At 65.6% G+C, this 18,654-nt stretch carries 20 protein-coding genes; 7 read left to right on the forward strand and 13 right to left on the reverse strand.

Annotated features, from left to right (window positions below):
• Positions 1–139 precede the first annotated feature (139 nt).
• Positions 140–2,212 (forward strand): AsmA family protein, encoded by a 2,073-nt coding sequence (locus tag B4I46_RS04105; RefSeq protein ID WP_286898736.1) that lies wholly within the window; start codon positions 140–142, stop codon positions 2,210–2,212.
• 85 nt (positions 2,213–2,297) lie between these two features.
• On the opposite strand, the gene B4I46_RS04110 is transcribed toward B4I46_RS04105, so the two are convergent.
• Together B4I46_RS04110 and osmE are read right to left on the reverse strand one after the other, a co-directional pair.
• Complete coding sequence (locus B4I46_RS04110) at positions 2,298–2,828, reverse strand: ferritin-like domain-containing protein (protein ID WP_043863506.1); 531 nt, start codon at positions 2,826–2,828, stop codon at positions 2,298–2,300.
• Positions 2,829–2,913: 85 nt separating this feature from the next.
• On the reverse strand, positions 2,914–3,258 hold the full coding sequence (gene osmE, locus B4I46_RS04115; RefSeq protein ID WP_043863505.1) for an osmotically-inducible lipoprotein OsmE: 345 nt from the start codon (positions 3,256–3,258) through the stop codon (positions 2,914–2,916).
• 134 nt (positions 3,259–3,392) lie between these two features.
• Between osmE and B4I46_RS04120 the strand changes: the two genes are divergently transcribed.
• Entirely contained in the window at positions 3,393–4,283 is an 891-nt protein-coding gene (locus tag B4I46_RS04120; RefSeq protein ID WP_286898737.1) for an esterase/lipase family protein, read from the forward strand.
• Here B4I46_RS04120 and B4I46_RS04125 read toward each other — a convergent pair.
• Entirely contained in the window at positions 4,243–5,154 is a 912-nt protein-coding gene (locus B4I46_RS04125; protein WP_043863503.1) for a DMT family transporter, read from the reverse strand. The genes B4I46_RS04120 and B4I46_RS04125 overlap by 41 nt on opposite strands.
• Positions 5,155–5,267: 113 nt before the next feature.
• Between B4I46_RS04125 and B4I46_RS04130 the strand changes: the two genes are divergently transcribed.
• Both B4I46_RS04130 and B4I46_RS04135 read left to right on the forward strand, forming a co-directional pair.
• On the forward strand, positions 5,268–6,053 hold the full coding sequence (locus tag B4I46_RS04130; RefSeq protein WP_043863502.1) for an AraC family transcriptional regulator: 786 nt from the start codon (positions 5,268–5,270) through the stop codon (positions 6,051–6,053).
• 75 nt (positions 6,054–6,128) lie between these two features.
• Positions 6,129–6,413, forward strand: coding sequence for a PsiF family protein (locus B4I46_RS04135; protein ID WP_043863501.1), 285 nt, complete (start codon positions 6,129–6,131; stop codon positions 6,411–6,413).
• Positions 6,414–6,427: 14 nt separating this feature from the next.
• Here the strand turns inward: B4I46_RS04135 and B4I46_RS04140 are convergent, their stop codons facing one another.
• On the reverse strand, positions 6,428–7,372 hold the full coding sequence (locus tag B4I46_RS04140; protein ID WP_286898738.1) for a hypothetical protein: 945 nt from the start codon (positions 7,370–7,372) through the stop codon (positions 6,428–6,430).
• Positions 7,365–7,916 carry a hypothetical protein gene (locus tag B4I46_RS04145; protein ID WP_116052605.1) on the reverse strand — a complete coding sequence of 184 codons (552 nt, stop codon included), beginning with the start codon at positions 7,914–7,916 and terminating at the stop codon, positions 7,365–7,367. The genes B4I46_RS04140 and B4I46_RS04145 overlap by 8 nt, the downstream gene beginning before the upstream one ends.
• 166 nt (positions 7,917–8,082) lie before the next feature.
• Between B4I46_RS04145 and B4I46_RS04150 the strand changes: the two genes are divergently transcribed.
• A complete protein-coding gene (locus B4I46_RS04150) occupies positions 8,083–9,090 on the forward strand; it encodes an AI-2E family transporter (RefSeq protein ID WP_054916161.1) in 1,008 nt (335 codons plus the stop codon).
• A gap of 44 nt (positions 9,091–9,134) precedes the next feature.
• Here the strand turns inward: B4I46_RS04150 and B4I46_RS04155 are convergent, their stop codons facing one another.
• From B4I46_RS04155 to B4I46_RS04165, 3 genes are read right to left on the reverse strand one after another with little or no spacing between them, the layout of a single operon-like run.
• Positions 9,135–10,073 (reverse strand): hypothetical protein, encoded by a 939-nt coding sequence (locus tag B4I46_RS04155; RefSeq protein WP_286898740.1) that lies wholly within the window; start codon positions 10,071–10,073, stop codon positions 9,135–9,137.
• Entirely contained in the window at positions 10,070–10,984 is a 915-nt protein-coding gene (locus tag B4I46_RS04160; protein WP_286898741.1) for a hypothetical protein, read from the reverse strand. Before B4I46_RS04160 ends, B4I46_RS04155 begins: the two co-directional genes overlap by 4 nt.
• Before the next feature lie 27 nt (positions 10,985–11,011).
• Positions 11,012–12,277, reverse strand: a complete 1,266-nt coding sequence (locus B4I46_RS04165; RefSeq protein WP_043863495.1) for an Hsp70 family protein — start codon at positions 12,275–12,277, stop codon at positions 11,012–11,014.
• 166 nt (positions 12,278–12,443) lie between these two features.
• Between B4I46_RS04165 and cbpA the strand changes: the two genes are divergently transcribed.
• Complete coding sequence (gene cbpA / locus B4I46_RS04170) at positions 12,444–13,406, forward strand: curved DNA-binding protein (protein WP_043863494.1); 963 nt, start codon at positions 12,444–12,446, stop codon at positions 13,404–13,406.
• Positions 13,407–13,408: 2 nt separating this feature from the next.
• Complete coding sequence (locus B4I46_RS04175) at positions 13,409–13,714, forward strand: chaperone modulator CbpM (RefSeq protein WP_043863493.1); 306 nt, start codon at positions 13,409–13,411, stop codon at positions 13,712–13,714.
• 99 nt (positions 13,715–13,813) lie between these two features.
• Here the strand turns inward: B4I46_RS04175 and B4I46_RS04180 are convergent, their stop codons facing one another.
• The 5 genes from B4I46_RS04180 to urtB all read right to left on the reverse strand — a co-directional run bounded on the left by B4I46_RS04180 (position 13,814) and on the right by urtB (position 18,608).
• Positions 13,814–14,335 (reverse strand): GNAT family N-acetyltransferase, encoded by a 522-nt coding sequence (locus B4I46_RS04180; RefSeq protein WP_058541576.1) that lies wholly within the window; start codon positions 14,333–14,335, stop codon positions 13,814–13,816.
• A gap of 32 nt (positions 14,336–14,367) precedes the next feature.
• Positions 14,368–15,066, reverse strand: coding sequence for an urea ABC transporter ATP-binding subunit UrtE (gene urtE / locus B4I46_RS04185; protein WP_043863491.1), 699 nt, complete (start codon positions 15,064–15,066; stop codon positions 14,368–14,370).
• Positions 15,067–15,169: 103 nt separating this feature from the next.
• A complete protein-coding gene (gene urtD, locus B4I46_RS04190; protein ID WP_167400197.1) occupies positions 15,170–16,030 on the reverse strand; it encodes an urea ABC transporter ATP-binding protein UrtD in 861 nt (286 codons plus the stop codon).
• Positions 16,027–17,106 carry an urea ABC transporter permease subunit UrtC gene (urtC, locus tag B4I46_RS04195; protein WP_043863489.1) on the reverse strand — a complete coding sequence of 360 codons (1,080 nt, stop codon included), beginning with the start codon at positions 17,104–17,106 and terminating at the stop codon, positions 16,027–16,029. The genes urtD and urtC overlap by 4 nt, the downstream gene beginning before the upstream one ends.
• Positions 17,106–18,608 (reverse strand): urea ABC transporter permease subunit UrtB, encoded by a 1,503-nt coding sequence (gene urtB / locus B4I46_RS04200; protein ID WP_229589705.1) that lies wholly within the window; start codon positions 18,606–18,608, stop codon positions 17,106–17,108. Before urtB ends, urtC begins: the two co-directional genes overlap by 1 nt.
• Positions 18,609–18,654 lie beyond the last annotated feature (46 nt).

Consider the following 18,654-nt stretch of genomic DNA (forward strand, 5'->3'; position numbering starts at 1 on the left):
GCGCCAATGCTACGCTTGGGGGTCAGATAAAGAAGTTCATAAAGATAATGGTAACAATCGACGGCATTGATAGTCGGAAGTGTTAAGTGCCCTCAACGGGCATGGCTGTTCGCCATGCTGTCATCAGGAGATTCGTGCAATGACGCGCCCTGCCAAAATTCTCACCTGGACCTTCGCCACTGTGCTGTTGTTGCTGGCGGTCCTGATCATCGTCATCGCCACCTTCGACTGGAACCGCATCAAGCCCACCCTCAACGAAAAGGTCTCCGAGGCCTTGCACCGACCCTTTGCGATCAATGGCGACCTGGCCGTGCGCTGGCAGCGCGATCGCGACGAGGGCGGCTGGCGCGCCTGGGTGCCATGGCCGCGCTTCATCGCCCAGGATCTGACCCTGGGCAACCCCGAGTGGCTCAAGGCGCCGCAGATGGTCGGCCTGCAGCGCGTGGAGTTTCGCCTCTCGCCGCTGCCGCTGCTGGCCCAGCGCATCGTGATCCCGCGTATCGACCTGACCCTGCCGGTGGCCAGCCTCAAGCGCCTGGCCGATGGCCGCGCCAACTGGACCTTCGATTTCGGGCCCAAGGACGAGAACGCCGAGCCGTCCAAATGGGTGCTGGATATCGGCGCCATCGGCTTCGACAAAGGCGAGGTGGCCTTCGACGACCAGACCCTCAAGACCGTGGTGAAGGTGCAGGTCGACCCGCTGGGCAAGCCCATCCCGTTCACCGACATCGTCGGCAAGGCCAGCGCCGACAAGGCGGCGAGCCAGGGTTCGGCGCCCCAGGACTACGCCTTCGGCTTCAAGGTCGACGGCCGCTACAAGGGCCAGCCGTTGAATGGCAGCGGCAAGATCGGCGGGCTGCTGGCACTGCAGGACGCCACGCAGCCGTTTCCGCTGCAGGCTGACGTGCGCATCGCCGACACGCGCGTCGCAGTGGCCGGCACCCTGACCGACCCGCGCAACCTTGGCGCGCTCGACCTGCGCCTGCGCCTGTCGGGCGCAAGTCTGGGCAATCTGTACCCACTGACCGGCGTGACCCTGCCCGACTCGCCGGCCTATTCCACCGACGGCCACCTGATCGCCAAGCTGCACGAGCCGGGCGGGGCGGTGTTCCGCTACGAGGGCTTCAACGGCAAGATCGGCGACAGCGATATCCATGGCGACATGGCTTTCGTCGCCAGCCAGCCGCGGCCAAAGCTCACCGGCAAGCTGGTGTCCAACCAACTGCTGTTCAAGGATCTTGGCCCGCTGATCGGCGCCGACTCCAACGCCGAACAGAAGGCCCGTGGTGGCGCGAGCAAGCAGCCGGCCGGCAAGGTGCTGCCGGTGGAGGAGTTTCGCACCGAGCGCTGGCGCACCATGGACGCCGACGTGAGCTTCAGCGGCAAGCGCATCGTGCACAGCGAAGAACTGCCCTTCAAGGACCTGGCCGCGCACTTCGTGCTCGATGACGGCGTGCTGCGCCTGGAGCCGCTGAGTTTCGGCGTGGCCGGCGGCAAGCTGGATGCACAGATCCGCCTGGATGGCCGCGCGGTGCCGATGCAGGGGCGTGCGCGCCTGAGTGCGCGCAACTTCAAGCTCAAGCAGCTGTTCCCCACCTTCGAACCGATGAAGACCAGCTTCGGTGCGCTCAATGGCGATGCCGACATCAGTGGCCGCGGCAACTCGGTGGCGGCCTTGCTGGGCACCTCCAATGGCGACCTGCGGCTGCTGATCAACGATGGCGCGATCAGCCGTGGCCTGATGGAGATCGCCGGGCTCAACGTGGGCAACTACGTGGTGGGCAAGCTGTTTGGCGACAACGAGGTGAAGATCAACTGCGCGGCGGCGGACTTCGGCATCAAGGACGGCCTGGCCAGTACGCGCCTGTTCGTGTTCGACACCGAGAACGCGATCATCTACATCGATGGCACGGCCAACTTCGCCACCGAGCAACTGGACCTGAAGATCAACCCCGAGTCCAAGGGCCTGCGCCTGTTCTCGCTGCGCTCGCCGTTGTACGTGCGCGGGCCGTTTGCCAAGCCGAGTGCGGGCGTGCAGGCGATTCCGCTGGCGTTGCGCGGGGCCGGGATGGTGGCGTTGGGGGTGGCGGTAGCGCCGGCGGCGGCGTTGCTGGCGCTGGTGGCGCCCAGCGGCGGGGACGAGAACCAGTGCACGCCATTGCTGGAGCAGATGCGTTCGGGCAAGGCGCCCAAGACCGTCAAGGCTGACTAAACGCATCGCGGGTCAAGCCCGCTCCCACAAGGATCACCACGGACCCTGTGGGAGCGGGCTTGACCCGCGATGAAGTCGCTGCGGTTTACAGCCCTTTGAGCAGATCCGCCATATCGTCCGCGTGCTCTTCCTCCTGGGCCAGGATGTCTTCGAAGATGCGCCGGGTGGTCGGGTCGCTGTCACCGATGTACTGGATGATCTCGCGGTAGCTGTCGATGGCGATGCGCTCGGCGACCAGGTCTTCGAGCACCATTTCCTTGAGGGTCTTGCCTGCCACGTACTGCGCGTGGGAGTTCTTGCTCAGGTTGTCGGGGTTGAAGTCCGGTTCGCCGCCCAGCTGCACGATGCGCTCGGCCAGCTTGTCGGCGTGCTCCATCTCCTGGTTGGCGTGCTCCAGGAACTCTTCGGCGGCCACGTTGGCCTTGATCCCCTCGGCCATGAAGTAGTGGCGTTTGTAGCGCAGTACGCACACCCACTCGGTGGCCAGCGACTCGTTCAGCAGGCGCAGGATCTTTTCGCGGTCGGCGGTGTAGCCTTCGGTCACCGCACCGTCTTCCACGTGCTGGCGGGCGCGGTGGCGCAGGGTTTGTACATCGGTCAGTTCAACGTTGCTCATCATGTTCTCCAAGCTGAAAACGGGGTTTCACGCTCTGACGGCGCGTCGGGTGCACAGTGTGTGATTGATTGGCGCGCTAAAAGTTTTACGCGCCGGGAAGGGCCTGTTCGTCCTTCTGGCGTTGCTCGCACGTCTTGAAGCCCTTGGCATCCACATGCCCGGTGGCATCGAAACGCACGTAGTAAGCCTGTTGCTTGCCTTCATGGTTTAGCACGTAGTTGTTGCATGTGCCGCCGTGGGGCAGGTCGATGACGGAGGAAGGGCTGCCGCCGATGGCGATCACCTGCTGCATGGTCATGCCGTTGCCCACCTGCTTGACCAGCGGCTGTTCGCGGTAGGTCACGTAGTCCACAGGGTTTTCAGGGCGGTTGCTGCCGCAGCCTACCAGGGTGGCGCTTGCCAGCAGGGCTGCCAGGGCGTGCTTGTACATGGTCTCGCTCCCTTGTGAAGGCCGTCATGGCCTGATAAGGGTTGGAACCGCAGCGCACGCCGGGAGTTCGATTGCAGTTGCCATTGTTGTGCCTGTAGGGTGGTGCGCACTGCCACGGATCGGGAGGGGCCGCCATGTCGCAAGCGCTTGCAACGCGTTATCCACTGGTACTGGTGCCGGGCATGCTCGGCTTCGTGCGCCTGGTGCTGTACCCGTACTGGTTCGGCATTGTCGCGGCCCTGCGCCGGGGCGGGGCCACGGTGTTCCCGGTGCAGGTCTCGCCGGTCCACGGCAACGAGGTGCGCGGTGAACAGCTGCTGCGCATCATCGACGACCTGCGCCGCCGCACCGGCGCCGACAAGGTTCACCTGCTGGGCCACAGCCAGGGTGCGCTGACCGCCCGTTATGCGGCGGCCAGGCGCCCGGAATGGGTGGCCTCGGTCACCTCCATCGCGGGCCCCAACCACGGCTCCGAACTGGCCGACTACCTGGACAGGCACTACCCCGGCGATTCCGTCCGCGGGCGCCTTCTCAAACTGGTGCTGCACGGGCTGGCACGGCTGATGGGCTGGCTGGAAACCGGCTGGCGCGGGGCAGGCCTGCCCATCGACGTGCACGCCTCGCACCAGTCGCTGACGTTCGAGGGCGTGGCCCTGTTCAACCAGCGTTATCCACAGGGCCTGCCGATGACCTGGGGTGGCGAGGGGCCCGCGGAGGTCGACGGGGTGCGCTACTACTCATGGTCGGGCACCTTGCAGCCGGGCATCACCGACAGCGGGCGCAACCGCTTCGATGGCAGCAACCGCTTCTGCCGCCTGTTCGCGCGCACCTTCGTGCGTGAACCGGGCCAGTGCGACGGCATGGTCGGGCGGTTCAGCTCGCACCTGGGCCAGGTGATCGGCGACGACTACCCGCTGGATCACCTGGATATCGTCAACCAGTCACTCGGCGCGGTGGGCAAGGGCGCCGACCCGGTACGGCTGTTTACCGAGCACGCGGCGCGTCTGAAGGCGGCGGGGCTTTGAGGCGGCGCAGCGGGGTGGTCCAGCGTTCGGCCAGAATCACCCCGGCCAGGGTCAGCACGCCGCCCACCAGGTGATACGGCGCCAGGCGTTCGTCGAGCACCAGTGCCGCGATCACCGCGGTCAGCGCCGGCAGCAGGTTGAAGAACAGCGTGGTGCGGCTGGGCCCCAGGCGCACCACCGCCTGCATCCACACCAGTGGCGCCACGATCGAGGCCAGCACGCAGGCATAGAGCACCAGGCCGATGTTGTCCACGCTCAGCCCGGCCTTGGGCGAGAACAGGTACAGCGGCAACAGCACCACGATCGCCACCAGCACCTGCAGGTACAGCAGTTGCAGCGGCGGCAGGCGCAGTTGCCACTTTTTCAGCAGGGTGCTGTACACCGCATAGGCCAGGGTGGCGATCAGCATCATCGCGTCTCCCAGGTTCAGGCCGTGGGCCAGCAGCGCGGCCGGGTCGCCGCCGGACACCACCACCAGCACCCCGGCGAACGACACCAGTGCACCCAGCAGCGCGCCGGCGCTCAGGCGCTGGCCCAGGGTGGCGATGGCCAGGGCCAGCGACATCAGCGGCATCAGCGACAGGATGATGCCCATGTTGGTGGCGCTGGTGATAGCGGCGGCAAAGTACGCCAGGCTCTGGTACACCGCCATGCCCAGCACCCCGAGGATGACGATCTTGCCCAGGTGCGGGCGGATCGCCGCGCGGTTGCGCAGCACTGCCCGCAGCAGGAACGGGCTGAGCAGCAGGCCGGCGAGCACCCAGCGGTAGAAGCCGATCTCGGCAGGGAAGATGGCGCCGACGGCCAGCTTGTTGACCACGGTGTTGCCGGCCCAGATCAGAATGGCCAGCAGGGGGAACGCATAATTCATGCAACAGGGACTCTTTGAAGATGACGGCGGTCATTATCCGCCTGTCTGTCTGGATGTTTATACTGCGATCCAGACAACCCGCCCATTGATCCAGACAGCATTCGACCGACAGCATGGCACGCAAATACCTCGACATCCCGCAGCTGGACGCGCTACCGGCACCGGTGTACTTCCGCTATGACGAGTTCGGCGCCGACACCCACAGCGCCGCGCACCGTCACGCCTGGGGCCAGCTCAACTACACCGCCCACGGGGTGATGCAGCTGGAGATCGACGGTCGGCGCTTCTTCTCGCCGCCCAACTACGCGGTATGGGTGCCGCCGGACACCGAGCATGGTTGCTACAACCCCCAGGCCGTGGTGTACCGCTCGGTGTACATCACCCGCGAGCTGAGCCAGAGCCTGCCTGCGCAGCCGTGCAGCCTGGTGATCAGCGACATCCTCAAGGCCATCCTCGGCGATTTTGCCCGGCGCGACGTCAAGGTACCGCGCACCGATGCCGACCAGCGCCTGGCCCAGGTGCTGGTGGACCAGTTGCACTGCGCGCCGGTGCACACCGGCTACCTGCCGTATGCCCAGGGCCCGGGCCTGCGCAGCGTGCTGCAGGCCCTGCAACGCAACCCTGGGGACAACCGTCCGCTGGGCGACTGGGCCGCCAGCGTGCATGTGAGCGAGCGCACCCTGGCCCGCCAGTTCATCCGCGAGCTGGGTATCAGCTTTGGCGAATGGCGCCAGCGCCTGCGGTTTCTGCGGGCCATCGAGGCCCTGGAGGGCGAGCAGAGCATCCAGCAGATCGCCTTCGACCTGGGCTACGGCAGCCCATCGGCTTTTATCGCGATGTTCCAGCGCCAGGCCCAGTGCACCCCGGAGCAGTACCGACGCCAGGCGCGCCGCGGCTGACAGGGGTTTGTAAAAATTCTTGTCTACACTGGTGTCGAGGCTGCGCGGATGGCGTGGCGACCAGGAGAATGCCCCATGAAAATGTTGCGTGTGCCGTTGCTGCTGCTTGGCGTCCTGATGTGTTCGCAGGGGTTCGCCGCCACCGCACAGCAGGAGAAGATGAAGACCTGCAATGCCGACGCCACCTCCCAGGCGCTCAAGGGTGACGCGCGCAAGGCGTTCATGAGCACCTGCCTGAAAAAGGCCGAGCCCGCGACCCAGCAGGAGAAGATGAAGACCTGCAATGCCGACGCCACCACCCAGGCGCTCAAGGGCGACGAGCGCAAGGCGTTCATGAGTACCTGCCTGAAGAAGAAATGAGCCCCTGCTGAGGCTCAGTCGCGTGCCGGCAGGCCCACATACACCAGCCGGTCCACGCCCTCGCCAAAGAAGAACGAGAACGGCCGCCCCAGTGCGTCCATGCGCTGGTTGCACTCGGTGTGCAGTTCCCGGTCACGCGCATGGGTCATCTCGGCCATCGGCGCCGATACCAGTGGCGGGCCGATCACGAAGTGCAGGTGAATGTTGTCGGGGTTCAGGTAGTCGAGCCAGTTGCGGGTGCTGAACGCCACCTGCAGGGTGCCGTTATCGACCAGTCGGCGCAGCGCCGCGTCTTCGAACTGCAGGTGCACTGGCACCTGGGCAGCCTGGAAGTCGCGGTTGCGCACGTGCAGCAGGCCCTGACGGCCCGAGCCGAGCTCGCCTGGCCCGGTGGCGAGCATGTAGAACGGCAGTGTCGGAGTCATGCCGGCCTCCAGGGTGCAGAGCATCTGGTCATCGGCCTGCGGCAGCACCTTGAGGTAGGGGTTGCTGTGCGGCGGGGTACCGATGCCCTGGCCAAGGGCAATGTGCAGGTTCTGCGGGGTCAGCACGGTGGTGTCGAAGTGACGCGGCGGCGCGCCGGTGCCCTGGCGCTGGCCGGTCAGCCCCTGGGCCTGGTCGGCGTCGAAACGCAGCTTCATGTTCAGGGTCACCGCATTGCGTGCCGGGATGATGGCTTCGAACACCTCGCGAATCTCGTCCAGCTGCTGTGGGCTCAGTGAGTCGTCCGTCAGGCGCAGGTGCACCACCTTGTCGTTGTACTCGTCCATCTCCATCACCAGGCTGTCGGTGGGGATGTGGTGCGCGGCCAGCAGCGCGAAGATCGATTCGCGGTAGCTGTAATGCACGTCCCGGCTGTAGTACAGGTCGCCCACCGGCGCCTGGAAGTGCAGCACCAGAAAGTCCTTGTCACAGCCTGCGAGCAACAGCGCGAGCGCGCACAGCAGTACCTTACGCATGGGGTTCCTTGGCCGTGTCGGCGTGTTCCTGCAGCGGCAGCAGGCGAGGCTGCCACAGGCGCAGGGTTTCGATGAGGGTGGGCCGACCATTGACGCTAAGAATGATGGCCACGCCCCGGCTGAACATCACCTCCACCTCGTTGTGCGGGTCGGTCTTTTCCTCGATGTCCTCCAGCGGCATGTGCACCGCGATGCCCTGGATGCGGTGGTGTGTTTCGCCGAAGTGCTGCAGCGAGTAGCCCCAGGTGTCCAGCGGGCCTTGCAGGCGGTACACCGCGGCGCGCTTGCCGGTGACGTGGGCCAGTTTCTTCCAGGGCAGGTCGGTGGTGCCGACCAGCTTGCGCAGCATGTAGGCCGGGCCGCCGAGAAACGCCAGGGCCTCGCGCTCGCCGTCGTTCAGCTGGCGTATCGGGGTGGCGCGGCGCAGGTACCTGACGCGGTTGAGCCAGGTCATGAAGAACGTCCAGAAGATCGGCGTGATGCGCCAGACAATCAGCACGCAGAGAATCGGCACCAGTATTTCGAGGATATCTTTTTCGCGCATGCGCGCTCCTGCGATTGCGCATGGGCGCGCGGTCATTCCGTGAGGGCGGGCATCATAGAAAGATTGCCCTGGCAACGCCAGCGCGCCGCGCCCCGCGTGCCCCTATGCCTGCTCGTAGAAGGCTGGCAGACTGCCGTCTTTGTGGTCTTTCTGCCTCCGAGGTTGTATGACATTTACCCAGCGCCAGATCGTCCTGGCGAGTTGGCTCATCGTGTTCACCGGGTTGCTGCTGGCGCTGCCGCTCAAGCTGCTGCCCAGCCTGCTGGCCGGCCTGCTGGTGTTCGAGCTGGTCAACATGCTCACGCCCAAGCTGCAGCACCTGATTGCCGGGCAGCGTGCGCGCTGGGTAGCGGTGGCGTTGCTGGGCACGCTGATCGTGAGCGTGCTGAGCCTGCTGTTTGCCGGGGCCATCAGCTTTCTGCTGCACGAGGCGGAGAATCCCGGCGCGTCGCTGGACAAGTTCATGCTGCTGGTGGACCAGGCGCGCGGGCAGTTGCCGCCGTTCATCGACGCCTACCTGCCGGCCAGTGCGGCGGAGTTCAAGGTGGCCATCGGCGAATGGTTGCGCACCCACCTGGCCGACCTGCAACTGGTGGGCAAGGGCGCGGCGCACATGTTCGTGACCTTGCTGATCGGCATGATCCTGGGCGCCATCGTGGCCTTGCAGCGCATCCCCGACCTGACCCAGCGCAAACCGCTGGCCGCGGCCTTGTTCGAGCGCCTGTCGCTGCTGGTGCAGGCGTTTCGCAACATCGTGTTCGCGCAGATCAAGATCTCGCTGCTCAACACCGCCTTTACCGGGGTATTCCTGGCGGTGGTGCTGCCGCTGTTCGGGGTGCACCTGCCGCTGACCAAGACGCTGATCGTGCTGACCTTCCTGCTGGGGCTGCTGCCGGTGATCGGCAACCTGATGTCCAACACGCTGATCACCATCGTCGGCCTGTCGCTGTCGATCTGGGTGGCGGTGGCGGCGCTGGGCTACCTGATCGTGATCCACAAGGTCGAGTACTTTCTCAATGCGCGCATCGTGGGCGGGCAGATTCGCGCCAAGTCGTGGGAGCTGCTGCTGGCGATGCTGGTGTTCGAGGCGGCGTTCGGCTTGCCGGGCGTGGTCGCGGGGCCGATCTACTATGCGTACCTGAAGAGCGAGTTGCGCCGGGCCGAGCTGGTGTAAGGCCGACGGGCCTCTTCGCCAGCCTTGCTGGCGAAGAGGCCAACTCATTTCTGTGGATAAGTGACCGCTTCCACGCGATCCAGCCCCGCACCCATGAAGAACGTATACGGCCGCCCGAGCTTCATCTGCTCGGCGTAGCACTGGCTGTTCAGGGCCTTGACCCGATAGTCGATCTGGTAGGCACGCATCAGCTCGTGCTCGCCCAGGTCCGCCAGCTTGAACGCGATGCTCAGGCTCTTGCGGTTCTGCTCGTCAGCCGGCAGCAGCGCGAGTTCACCCTTGTCGACCTGCTGCTGCAGGCTGGCCTGCTTGAAGCGGTAGCGGGCACTCACCTTCCACAGGCTGAAGGCATCCGCTTCGCCTGTTTCGGCAAACTCCAGCACCACCCGCTGCGGGTCATCGCCCTTGGCCGCGTAGACGTCGGTCATGCCCGGGTAATACTGGCGCGGGCTGATGTACAGCAGGCAACTGACCTCGGCCTGCACCTGTTCGTTGACATCCATCGTGGTGCCCGGCCATTGCTCCGGCATCGCGGCCACCGTGCTCACTTCGTCGCCCGGTTCGGCGGGCAGGGTGAACGAGGCGGGCATCGCCTCCAGGGCGTGCAGCTGGCTTGGGGTCAGGCGCTGGCGCTCGGCGGCGGTGGGTTGCAGGGTGACTTCGATAGCGAAGGTGACAGCGTTGCGCGCCTGCACGATGTCCTCGAACAGCCCGCGCAAGGCGGCCTGCTGCTGTTCATCCAGCGGTTGCAGCAGCACCACATGCACCAGGCGCTTGTCCTCGGCATCCACGTCGAAACGCAGGCGCTTGGGGTCGACCTGGCGCTGTTCGAGGGCCTCGCCGATCATCTGCAGGTTGATCGGGTCCAGGCCCCAGCGGGCGGTGCCGACGTCGGTCTGAAAGCGCACGCTCATGAATGTTTCATCGCCGCAGCCGCCCAGCAGCAGCGCGCTCGACAGTGCCAGGGTTCTGGCCAGGTTCATTGGGTTTCTTCCTTGTAGGTCACCGATTCGAGCCGGTCCAGGCCGTCCCCGACCCGAAAGCTCAGGGGGCGTGGCAAGTGATTGGCAGCGCTTTCGCACGAATGGATCAGCTGCGAAGCATTGGGTTGCAACGGAAAACTGCGGTACAGCCGCTGTTGCCCCAGGTCCGAAAAACCCAGCATCACCACCAGTGGGTCCACCGACAGGTAGTTCGGCTCGACGAGCCACAGTTCGCCTTTGTCGATCCTGCCTTGCAGGCCGGCGTCGGTCAGCCGGTAATGCGCCGGGTAGTGCGCTTCGCCCAGCTCGACGCTGACCTGATTGGCCGTGTCCAGCGTCATCTGCCACAGGCCGGTGATGCCTTCCGGCAACGGCTTTACCGGCAGCGCCTGCAGTTGGCAGGTGACCTTGGAGTTGATGCGTTCGGTCACGTCCCGCGGCACGTTGTCGTCGTCCCTGGGCATCAGCGCCATGGTCAGCACCGTCGGGCTGAGCTCCAGCGGGATCAACAGCGGTTGCGGCAGCGCGTCGATCCGCTGGCGCTCTGCCGCGCTCAGGGCCTGGCGTTGCTCGGGGGTGATGTCCAGGGTGAGTTCGATCTGCAGCGTGTTCGCCGCGCGTGCCTGCAGGATCTCGTCGAACGGTTCGCGCAACGCCTTGCGCTGCGCCTCGCTCAGCGGCTGCAGTTCCCTCACGTACACCAGGTGTTGGTCTTCGAGGTCGACCCGCCAGCGCAGGCTTTTCGGGTCGATCTGGCGTTGCACCAGGGCCTCGTCGATCATCTGCTGCTTGCGCGCGTCCAGGCCGGTGCCCGACGAGCCGGCCGAGTCCTCGAAGCGCAGGGTCATCAGGTCGTCGTTGCAACCGGCCAGCAGCAGGGCGCTGATCAGCGTCAGGGGTTTGAAACTCATCTGTTCACGTCCTTGTGGGGCGGCGGGCTAGCCGTAACGCTTGCGGGCTTCGATCGCCAGGCCGCTACCGATGCTGCCGAAGATGTTGCCCTCGACGTGGCGCGCGTTGGGCAGCATGGCCGCCACGCTCTGGCGCAGGGCGGGGATGCCGCTGGAGCCGCCGGTGAAGAATACCGTGTCGACCTGCGCCACACCGACGCCGGCCTTGTTCAGCAGCTCGCCGACGCTGCCACGCACACGTTCGAGCAGGCTGTCGATGGACGCCTCGAACAGCGCACGGGTCAACTCCACACTCAGCTCGGGCTGCACGCGCTTGAGGTCGACCAGGCGGCTGTCGCTGTGGGTCAGCTCGATCTTGGTGGCTTCCACTTCCATCGCCAGCCAGTGCCCGGCGCGCTGTTCGATCAGCTTGAACAGGCGGTCGATGCCGTCGGTGTCCTCGATGTCGTAGCGCATGCTGCCCAGCGCCAGCTGGGATTTCTGCGAGTACACCGAGTTGATGGTGTGCCAGGTGGCCAGGTTCATGTGGTGGCTGGTGGGCATGAAGGCACCGCTTTTCATGCGGCTGCCATAGCCGAACAGCGGCATCACGCCCTGCAGGCTCAGCTGCTTGTCGAAGTCGGTACCGCCGATGTGCACGCCACCGGTGGCCAGAATGTCGGCGTGGCGGTCATCGAGCATGTGGCGCTCGGGGGCCAGGCGTACCAGCGAGAAGTCCGAGGTACCACCGCCGATGTCGACGATCAGCACCAGCTCTTCGCCCTGGATGCTCGACTCGTAGTCGAAGGCTGCGGCGATGGGTTCGTACTGGAACGACACGTCCTTGAAGCCGATCTTCTTCGCCACCTCGGCCAGGGTGTCTTCGGCCTCCTGGTCGGCGGCCTGGTCGTCGTCGACGAAATGCACCGGGCGGCCCAGCACCACCTCGTCGAAGTCGCGCCCGGCATTGGCCTCGGCACGCTTCTTCAGCTCGCCGATGAACATGCCCAGCAGGTCCTTGAACGGCAGCGCGGTGCCCAGCACGCTGGTGTCGTGCTTGATCAGCTTGGAGCCCAGCAGGCTCTTGAGCGAGCGCATCAGGCGGCCTTCGTAGCCCTCCAGGTACTCGTGCAGGGCCAGCCGGCCATAGACCGGGCGCCGCTCCTCGATATTGAAGAACACCACCGAGGGCAAGGTGATCTTGCCGTCTTCCAGGGCAATCAGCGAATCCACGCCGGGACGGTGCCAGCCGACGGTGGAATTGGAGGTGCCGAAGTCGATACCGCAGGCGCGGGCCGGGGATGCGTGACTCATGGGTGTGCTTCCGGGGGAAAAACGGCCGCGCAGTTTATGCCAGCCATCGGCAGAATCAAGACCGAATATCTGCTCGACAGCAATCCTTTGTCCGACTTGAAAGGCTATGCTTGACCCCAATCTTCACAGCAGTGATGCATTCGATAACCGATGGTGAATCGTAAAGATGGACTTCAAAGACTATTACAAGATCCTTGGCGTAGAGCCCACGGCGGATGAAAAGGCGATCAAGACCGCCTACCGCAAGCTTGCGCGCAAGTATCACCCGGACGTCAGCAAAGAGCGCGACGCCGAAAACCACTTCAAGGAAGTGAACGAGGCCTATGAGGCCCTGAGCAGCCCTGAAAAGCGCGCCGAATACGACGAGCTGCGCAAGTACGGCCAGCACGGCCGGCCCTTCCAGGGCCCGCCGGGCTGGGAAAGCCGTGGCGGTGGCGGTGGCGGTGCCGACTTTGGCGGCGGCGACTTCTCGGACTTCTTCAGTTCCATTTTCGGCTCGGCCGGACGTGGCAACGGCAACCCCTTTGGCCGTGGCCAGCAACGCAGTGCCGGTCGGCGAGGGCAGGACGTGGAAATGGAACTGGCGATTTTCCTCGAGGAAACCCTGGCCAACGAGTCGAAGAAGATCAGCTTCCAGGTGCCGCAGTACAACGCGGCCGGGCAGCGCACGGGCGACACCACCAAGACCCTCAACGTCAAGATCCCTGCCGGGGTGACCGACGGCGAGCGCATCCGCCTCAAGGGCCAGGGTGCACCGGGCGTGGGCGGCGGCGCCAATGGCGACCTGTACCTGATCATTCGCCTGGCACCCCACCCGCTGTTCGATGTCGAAGGTCATGACCTGATCATCACCGTGCCGCTGGCACCGTGGGAGGCTGCGCTGGGCACCAAGGTCGAGATGCCGACCCTGACCGGCAAGGTCAACCTGACCATCCGCCCCGACAGCCAGAGCGGCCAGCGCCTGCGCATCAAGGGCATGGGCCTGAGCAACAAGCAAGGCCAGCGTGGCGACCTGTATGCGCAGCTGAAGGTGGTGATGCCGACGCAATCGAGCGCCGAAGCCCGCGAACTGTGGACCAAACTGTCGGAGAAGGCCGGGTTCAACCCGCGAACTCAATGGAGTAAGTGACCATGAGCAGTACCCTGATCGTTCAACTGGACATGCGAACCCTTTGTCAGGAGGCCGATGTACCGGCAGCCTACGTGATCGAGATCGTCGAGCACGGCATCGTTGAACCTTCGGGGCGAACGCCGGAGGAATGGGTGTTCGACGACCGTGCCCCGGTGCTGGCCAAGCGCGCGGCCAAGCTGCACCAGGAGCTGGAGCTGGAGTGGGAAGGGGTGGCGCTGGCGCTGGAGCTGCTGGAGGAAGTGAAGCAGTTGCGCAGTGAGAATTCGATGTTGAAGCAGCGCCTGGGAAGGTTTGTGCAAGGCTGACCGGCCCAATCGCGGGTCAAGCCCGCTCCCACCGATACGCCGTTGGCCTCCAAGCCAGCGCTGTACCTGTGGGAGCGGGCTTGACCCGCGATGAGGCCCTCAGCCCTGTGGGGGCTGCGCCCCCGGTGCCAGCATCAGTTGCATGAAGGTCAGATCCAGCCACTTGCCGAACTTCACCCCCACCTGCGGCATCTGTCCGTTCAGGGTGAAGCCCAGCCGCTCGTGCAAGCGGATCGACGCCGTATTGCCGCTCTCGATCGCCGCCACCATCACATGCTTGCCACAGCCCCTGGCACGCTCGATCAGCGCCTGCATCAGCAACGGCCCCAGGCCCTGGCCGCGCTGGTCGCTGCGGATGTACACCGAATGCTCCACGGTGTGGCGAAACCCCTCGAACGGGCGCCAGTCGCCGAACGAGGCATAGCCCAGCACGTCCCCTGCCTCATTCACCGCCACCAGTATCGGATAACCCTGCGCCTGGCGCGCCGCGAACCACGCCTGGCGATTGCCCAGGTCGACCGTCTGCTCGTTCCAGATCGCCAGGGTGTTGAGCACCGCATCGTTGTAGATATCACGGATGGCCGGCAGGTCGGCGTGCACGGCGTCGCGGATGTGATTCATGACAGGCTCTCGAAACGGGACAGGCGCACAGATTAAATCGTAACCAGGCCGCGTACACCTTCGGCCTCCATGTTTTCCCCGCGGCCCTGCTGCACGATCTCGCCGCGGGACATCACCAGGTACTGGTCGGCCAGTTCGGCGGCAAAGTCGTAGAACTGCTCCACCAGCAGAATCGCCATGTCGCCACGCGCGGCCAGTTGGCGGATCACCGCACCGATCTCCTTGATCACCGATGGCTGGATGCCTTCGGTGGGCTCGTCGAGGATCAGCAGGCGCGGGCGGCTGGCCAGGGCGCGGCCGATGGCCAGTTGCTGTTGCTGGCCACCGGACAGGTCGCCGCCGCGGCGGTGTTTCATCTGCAGCAGTACCGGGAACAGTTCGTAGATGAAGGCCGGCACCTCCCGCGCCTGGCTGGCGCCGAAGCGTGACAGGCCCATCAGCAGGTTCTCCTCCACCGTCAGGCGCGGGAAGATCTCGCGGCCCTGGGGCACGTAGGCGATTCCGGCGTGCACGCGCTGGTGCGGCTTGAGTGTGGTGATGGCCTGGCCCTCCCAGTGCACGCTGCCTTCGCGGGCGGGAAGCAGGCCCATCAGGCAGCGCAGCAGGGTGGTCTTGCCCACGCCGTTGCGGCCCAGCAGGCAGGTGACCTCACCGACCTTGGCCTGGAACGACAGGCCGCGCAGGATGTGGCTGCCGCCGTAGTACTGGTGCAGGGTGTCGATTTTCAGCATGTGCCTTGTCCTTTTTTGTCTGTACCGGCCTCTTCGCCGGCAAGGCCGGCGCCTACAAGAGCCGCGGTGTCTCTGTAGGAGCCGGCGTTGCCGGCGAAGCTTTTCAGCGCCCCAGATAAACCTCGATCACCCGATCATCGGCCTGCACCTGTTCCAGCGAACCCTCTGCCAGCACGCTGCCCTGGTGCAGCACCGTCACATGGTCGGCAATGCTGCCGACAAACCCCATGTCATGCTCCACCACCATCAGCGAATGCCGGCCGGCCAGGCTTTTGAAAAGCTCGGCGGTGAATTCGGTCTCGGCGTCGGTCATGCCCGCCACCGGTTCGTCCAGCAGCAGCAACTGCGGGTCCTGCATCAGCAGCATGCCGATCTCCAGAAACTGCTTCTGCCCATGGGACAGCAACCCCGCCGGGCGCTGCGCCGACCCGGTCAGGCGAATGGTCTGCAGCACCTGGTCGATACGGTCGCGCTGTTCGCCGCCGAGTCTCGCGCACAGGCTGGCCCACACCGACTTGTCGGCCTTCTGCGCCAGTTCCAGGTTTTCATACACGCTCAAGGCCTCGAACACCGTCGGCTTCTGGAACTTGCGCCCGATACCGGCCTGGGCGATCTGCACCTCGCTCATGCGCGTCAGGTCCAGGGTCTCGCCGAACCAGGCCTTGCCGGTGGTGGGGCGAGTCTTGCCGGTGATCACGTCCATCAGCGTGGTCTTGCCCGCCCCGTTGGGCCCGATGATGCAGCGCAACTCGCCCACGCCGATGTACAGGTTCAGCGCATTCAGCGCCTTGAAGCCGTCGAAGCTCACGCTGATGTCCTCCAGCGTCAGCACCGTGCCGTGGCGCACGTCCAGCCCCGGCTGGCGTGCCTGGCCCAGGCCGATGGCATCGCGACCGCTGCCGGCGTCGATGATCGGTTCGAGCATGAACTCGGGGTGTACGGCAGGCAGCGGTACGCTTCTCATTGTTCACCCCTTTTCTTCAGCAGACCGACCACGCCCCTGGGCAGGTAAAGCGTTACCAGAATGAACAGCGCACCGAGAAAGAACAGCCAGAACTCGGGGAACGCCACGGTGAACCAGCTCTTCATGCCATTGACCACGCCGGCGCCCAGCAACGGCCCGATCAGCGTGCCGCGCCCGCCCAGGGCTACCCACACGGCGGCCTCGATGGAGTTGGTGGGCGACATCTCGCTGGGGTTGATGATGCCCACCTGCGGCACGTACAGCGCACCTGCCAGGCCGCACAGCACGGCGCTCAGCACCCACACGAACAGCTTGAAGCCGCGCGGGTCGTAGCCGCAGAACATCAGGCGGTTCTCGGCGTCGCGCAGCGCCGTGAGCACGCGCCCGAACTTGCTGCGTGCCAGGCGCCAGCCCAGGTACAGGCTGCCCGCCAGCAAGGCCACGGTTAGCAGGAACAGCACTGCGCGGGTGCCCTGGGCGGTGATCTCGAAACCCAGGATGCTGCGAAAGTTGGTGAAGCCGTTGTTGCCGCCAAAGCCGGTCTCGTTGCGAAAGAACAGCAGCATGCCGGCAAAGGTCAGGGCCTGGGTCATGATCGAGAAGTACACGCCCTTGATCCGCGAACGGAACGCGAAGTAGCCGAACACCAGCGCCAAAAGCCCCGGCGCCAGCACCACCAGGCACAGTGCCCAGGCAAAGTGCTGGGTGCCGGCCCAGTACCACGGCAGCTCGCTCCACGACAGAAAGGTCATGAACGCCGGCAGGCCGTCGCCGGCCGCTTCGCGCATCAGGTACATGCCCATGGCGTAGCCGCCCAGGGCGAAGAACAGGCCATGGCCCAGCGACAGCAACCCGGCGTAGCCCCACACCAGGTCCAGTGCCAGGGCAACGATGGCGTAGCACAGGATCTTGCCCACCAGGGTCAGGGTGTAGGCCGACACCTGCAGGCTGTGGCCGGCTGGCAGCAACGACAGCAGTGGCAGGGCGATCAGCACCAGCAGCACCAGGGCGCCGACGGCCAGGGTCAGGCGCGGGCCGGCCTTTTGTGTAGCAGTGACAAGCAGTGGCTGGTTCATCAGTCGATTACCCGTCCCTTGAGGGCGAACAGGCCTTGCGGACGCTTCTGGATGAACAGAATGATCAGCGCAAGGATGAGGATCTTGCCGAGCACCGCACCGATCTGCGGCTCCAGCAACTTGTTGGCTATGCCCAGGCCGAACGCGGCCCACAGGCTGCCGGCCAGTTGCCCGACGCCACCGAGCACCACCACCAGGAACGAGTCGATGATGTAGCTCTGGCCCAGGTCCGGGCCGACGTTGCCGATCTGGCTCAAGGCCACACCGCCAAGGCCGGCGATACCCGAACCCAGGCCGAAGGCGAGCATGTCCACGCGCCCGGTGGGCACGCCGCAGCAGGCGGCCATGTTGCGGTTCTGGGTGACGGCGCGCACGTTCAGGCCCAGGCGGGTGCGGTTGAGCAGCAGCCAGGTGAGCAGCACCACGCACAGGGCGAAACCGATGATCACCAGGCGGCTGTAGGGCAGCACCAGGTTGGGCAGTACCTGCAGGCCGCCGGAGAGCCAGGCCGGGTTGGCCACCTCGACGTTCTGCGCGCCGAACAGCAGGCGGATGGCCTGGATCAGGATCAGGCTGATGCCCCAGGTGGCCAGCAGGGTTTCCAGCGGGCGCCCGTACAGGTGGCGGATCACCGTGCGTTCGAGCAGCATGCCGACCCCGGCACTCACACCGAAGGCCACCGGCAGTGCCAGCAGCGGGTAGAAGTCCAGCGCGCCGGGGGCGTAGCGCTGCACCAGCACTTGCACCACGTAGGTGCTGTAGGCGCCGAGCATCAGCATTTCGCCGTGGGCCATGTTGATCACCCCCAGCAGGCCGAAGGTGATCGCCAGGCCCAGGGCTGCCAGCAGCAGTATCGAACCCAGCGACAGCCCGCTGAAGGCCTGGCCGAGCAGCTCGCCGATCAGCAGCTTGCGCTTGACCTGGGCCAGGCTGGTTTCGGCGGCGGTGCGCACCGTGGGGTCGGTTTCCACACTGGGGTCGAGCAGGCTTTCGAGGCGGGTGCGGGCCATCGGGTCGCCGGTTTCGCCCAGCAGGCGCACGGCGGCCAGGCGTACGGCGGGGTCTGTCGCGACCAGTTGCAGGTTGGCCAGGGCCAGGCCCAGGGCTGCGTGCACGGCGGCGTCGGGCTCGCTGGCAAAGCGCCGGTCGAGGAAGGCGACCTGAGCGGGCTGCGCGCTTTTCTGCAGTTGCTGGGCGGCGGCCAGGCGGACTCTGGCGTCATCGCTGAGCAGTTGATGGCTGGCCAGGGCGTTGTCCACCAGGCCGCGCAGGCGGTTGTTCAGGCGCAGCTTGCGGCTGTCGTCCGGGCCCAGGCGGCCTTGCTGCAGCGAACTCAGCAGTTCGAGGCGCGCGGGGTCGGGTTGCGCCGCCCAGCCTTGCAGCAGGCTGGCCTGCTCGTTGGGCTTGGCGGCGATGAAGTAGTCGGCGTCACCAGCGGCCCGGGCTGCCAGAGGCAGCAGCAGGAGCAGGGCGAGCAGCAGCGAGTGGAGTGCCTTGGGCATGGCGGCTTCCTCGAAAGGTTAGGTGACTGTCAGGGCCTCTTCGCGG

The sequence above is a fragment of the Pseudomonas sp. UBA7500 genome, assembly GCF_002478435.1.
Taxonomy (GTDB): Bacteria; Pseudomonadota; Gammaproteobacteria; order Pseudomonadales; family Pseudomonadaceae; genus Aquipseudomonas; species Aquipseudomonas palmensis.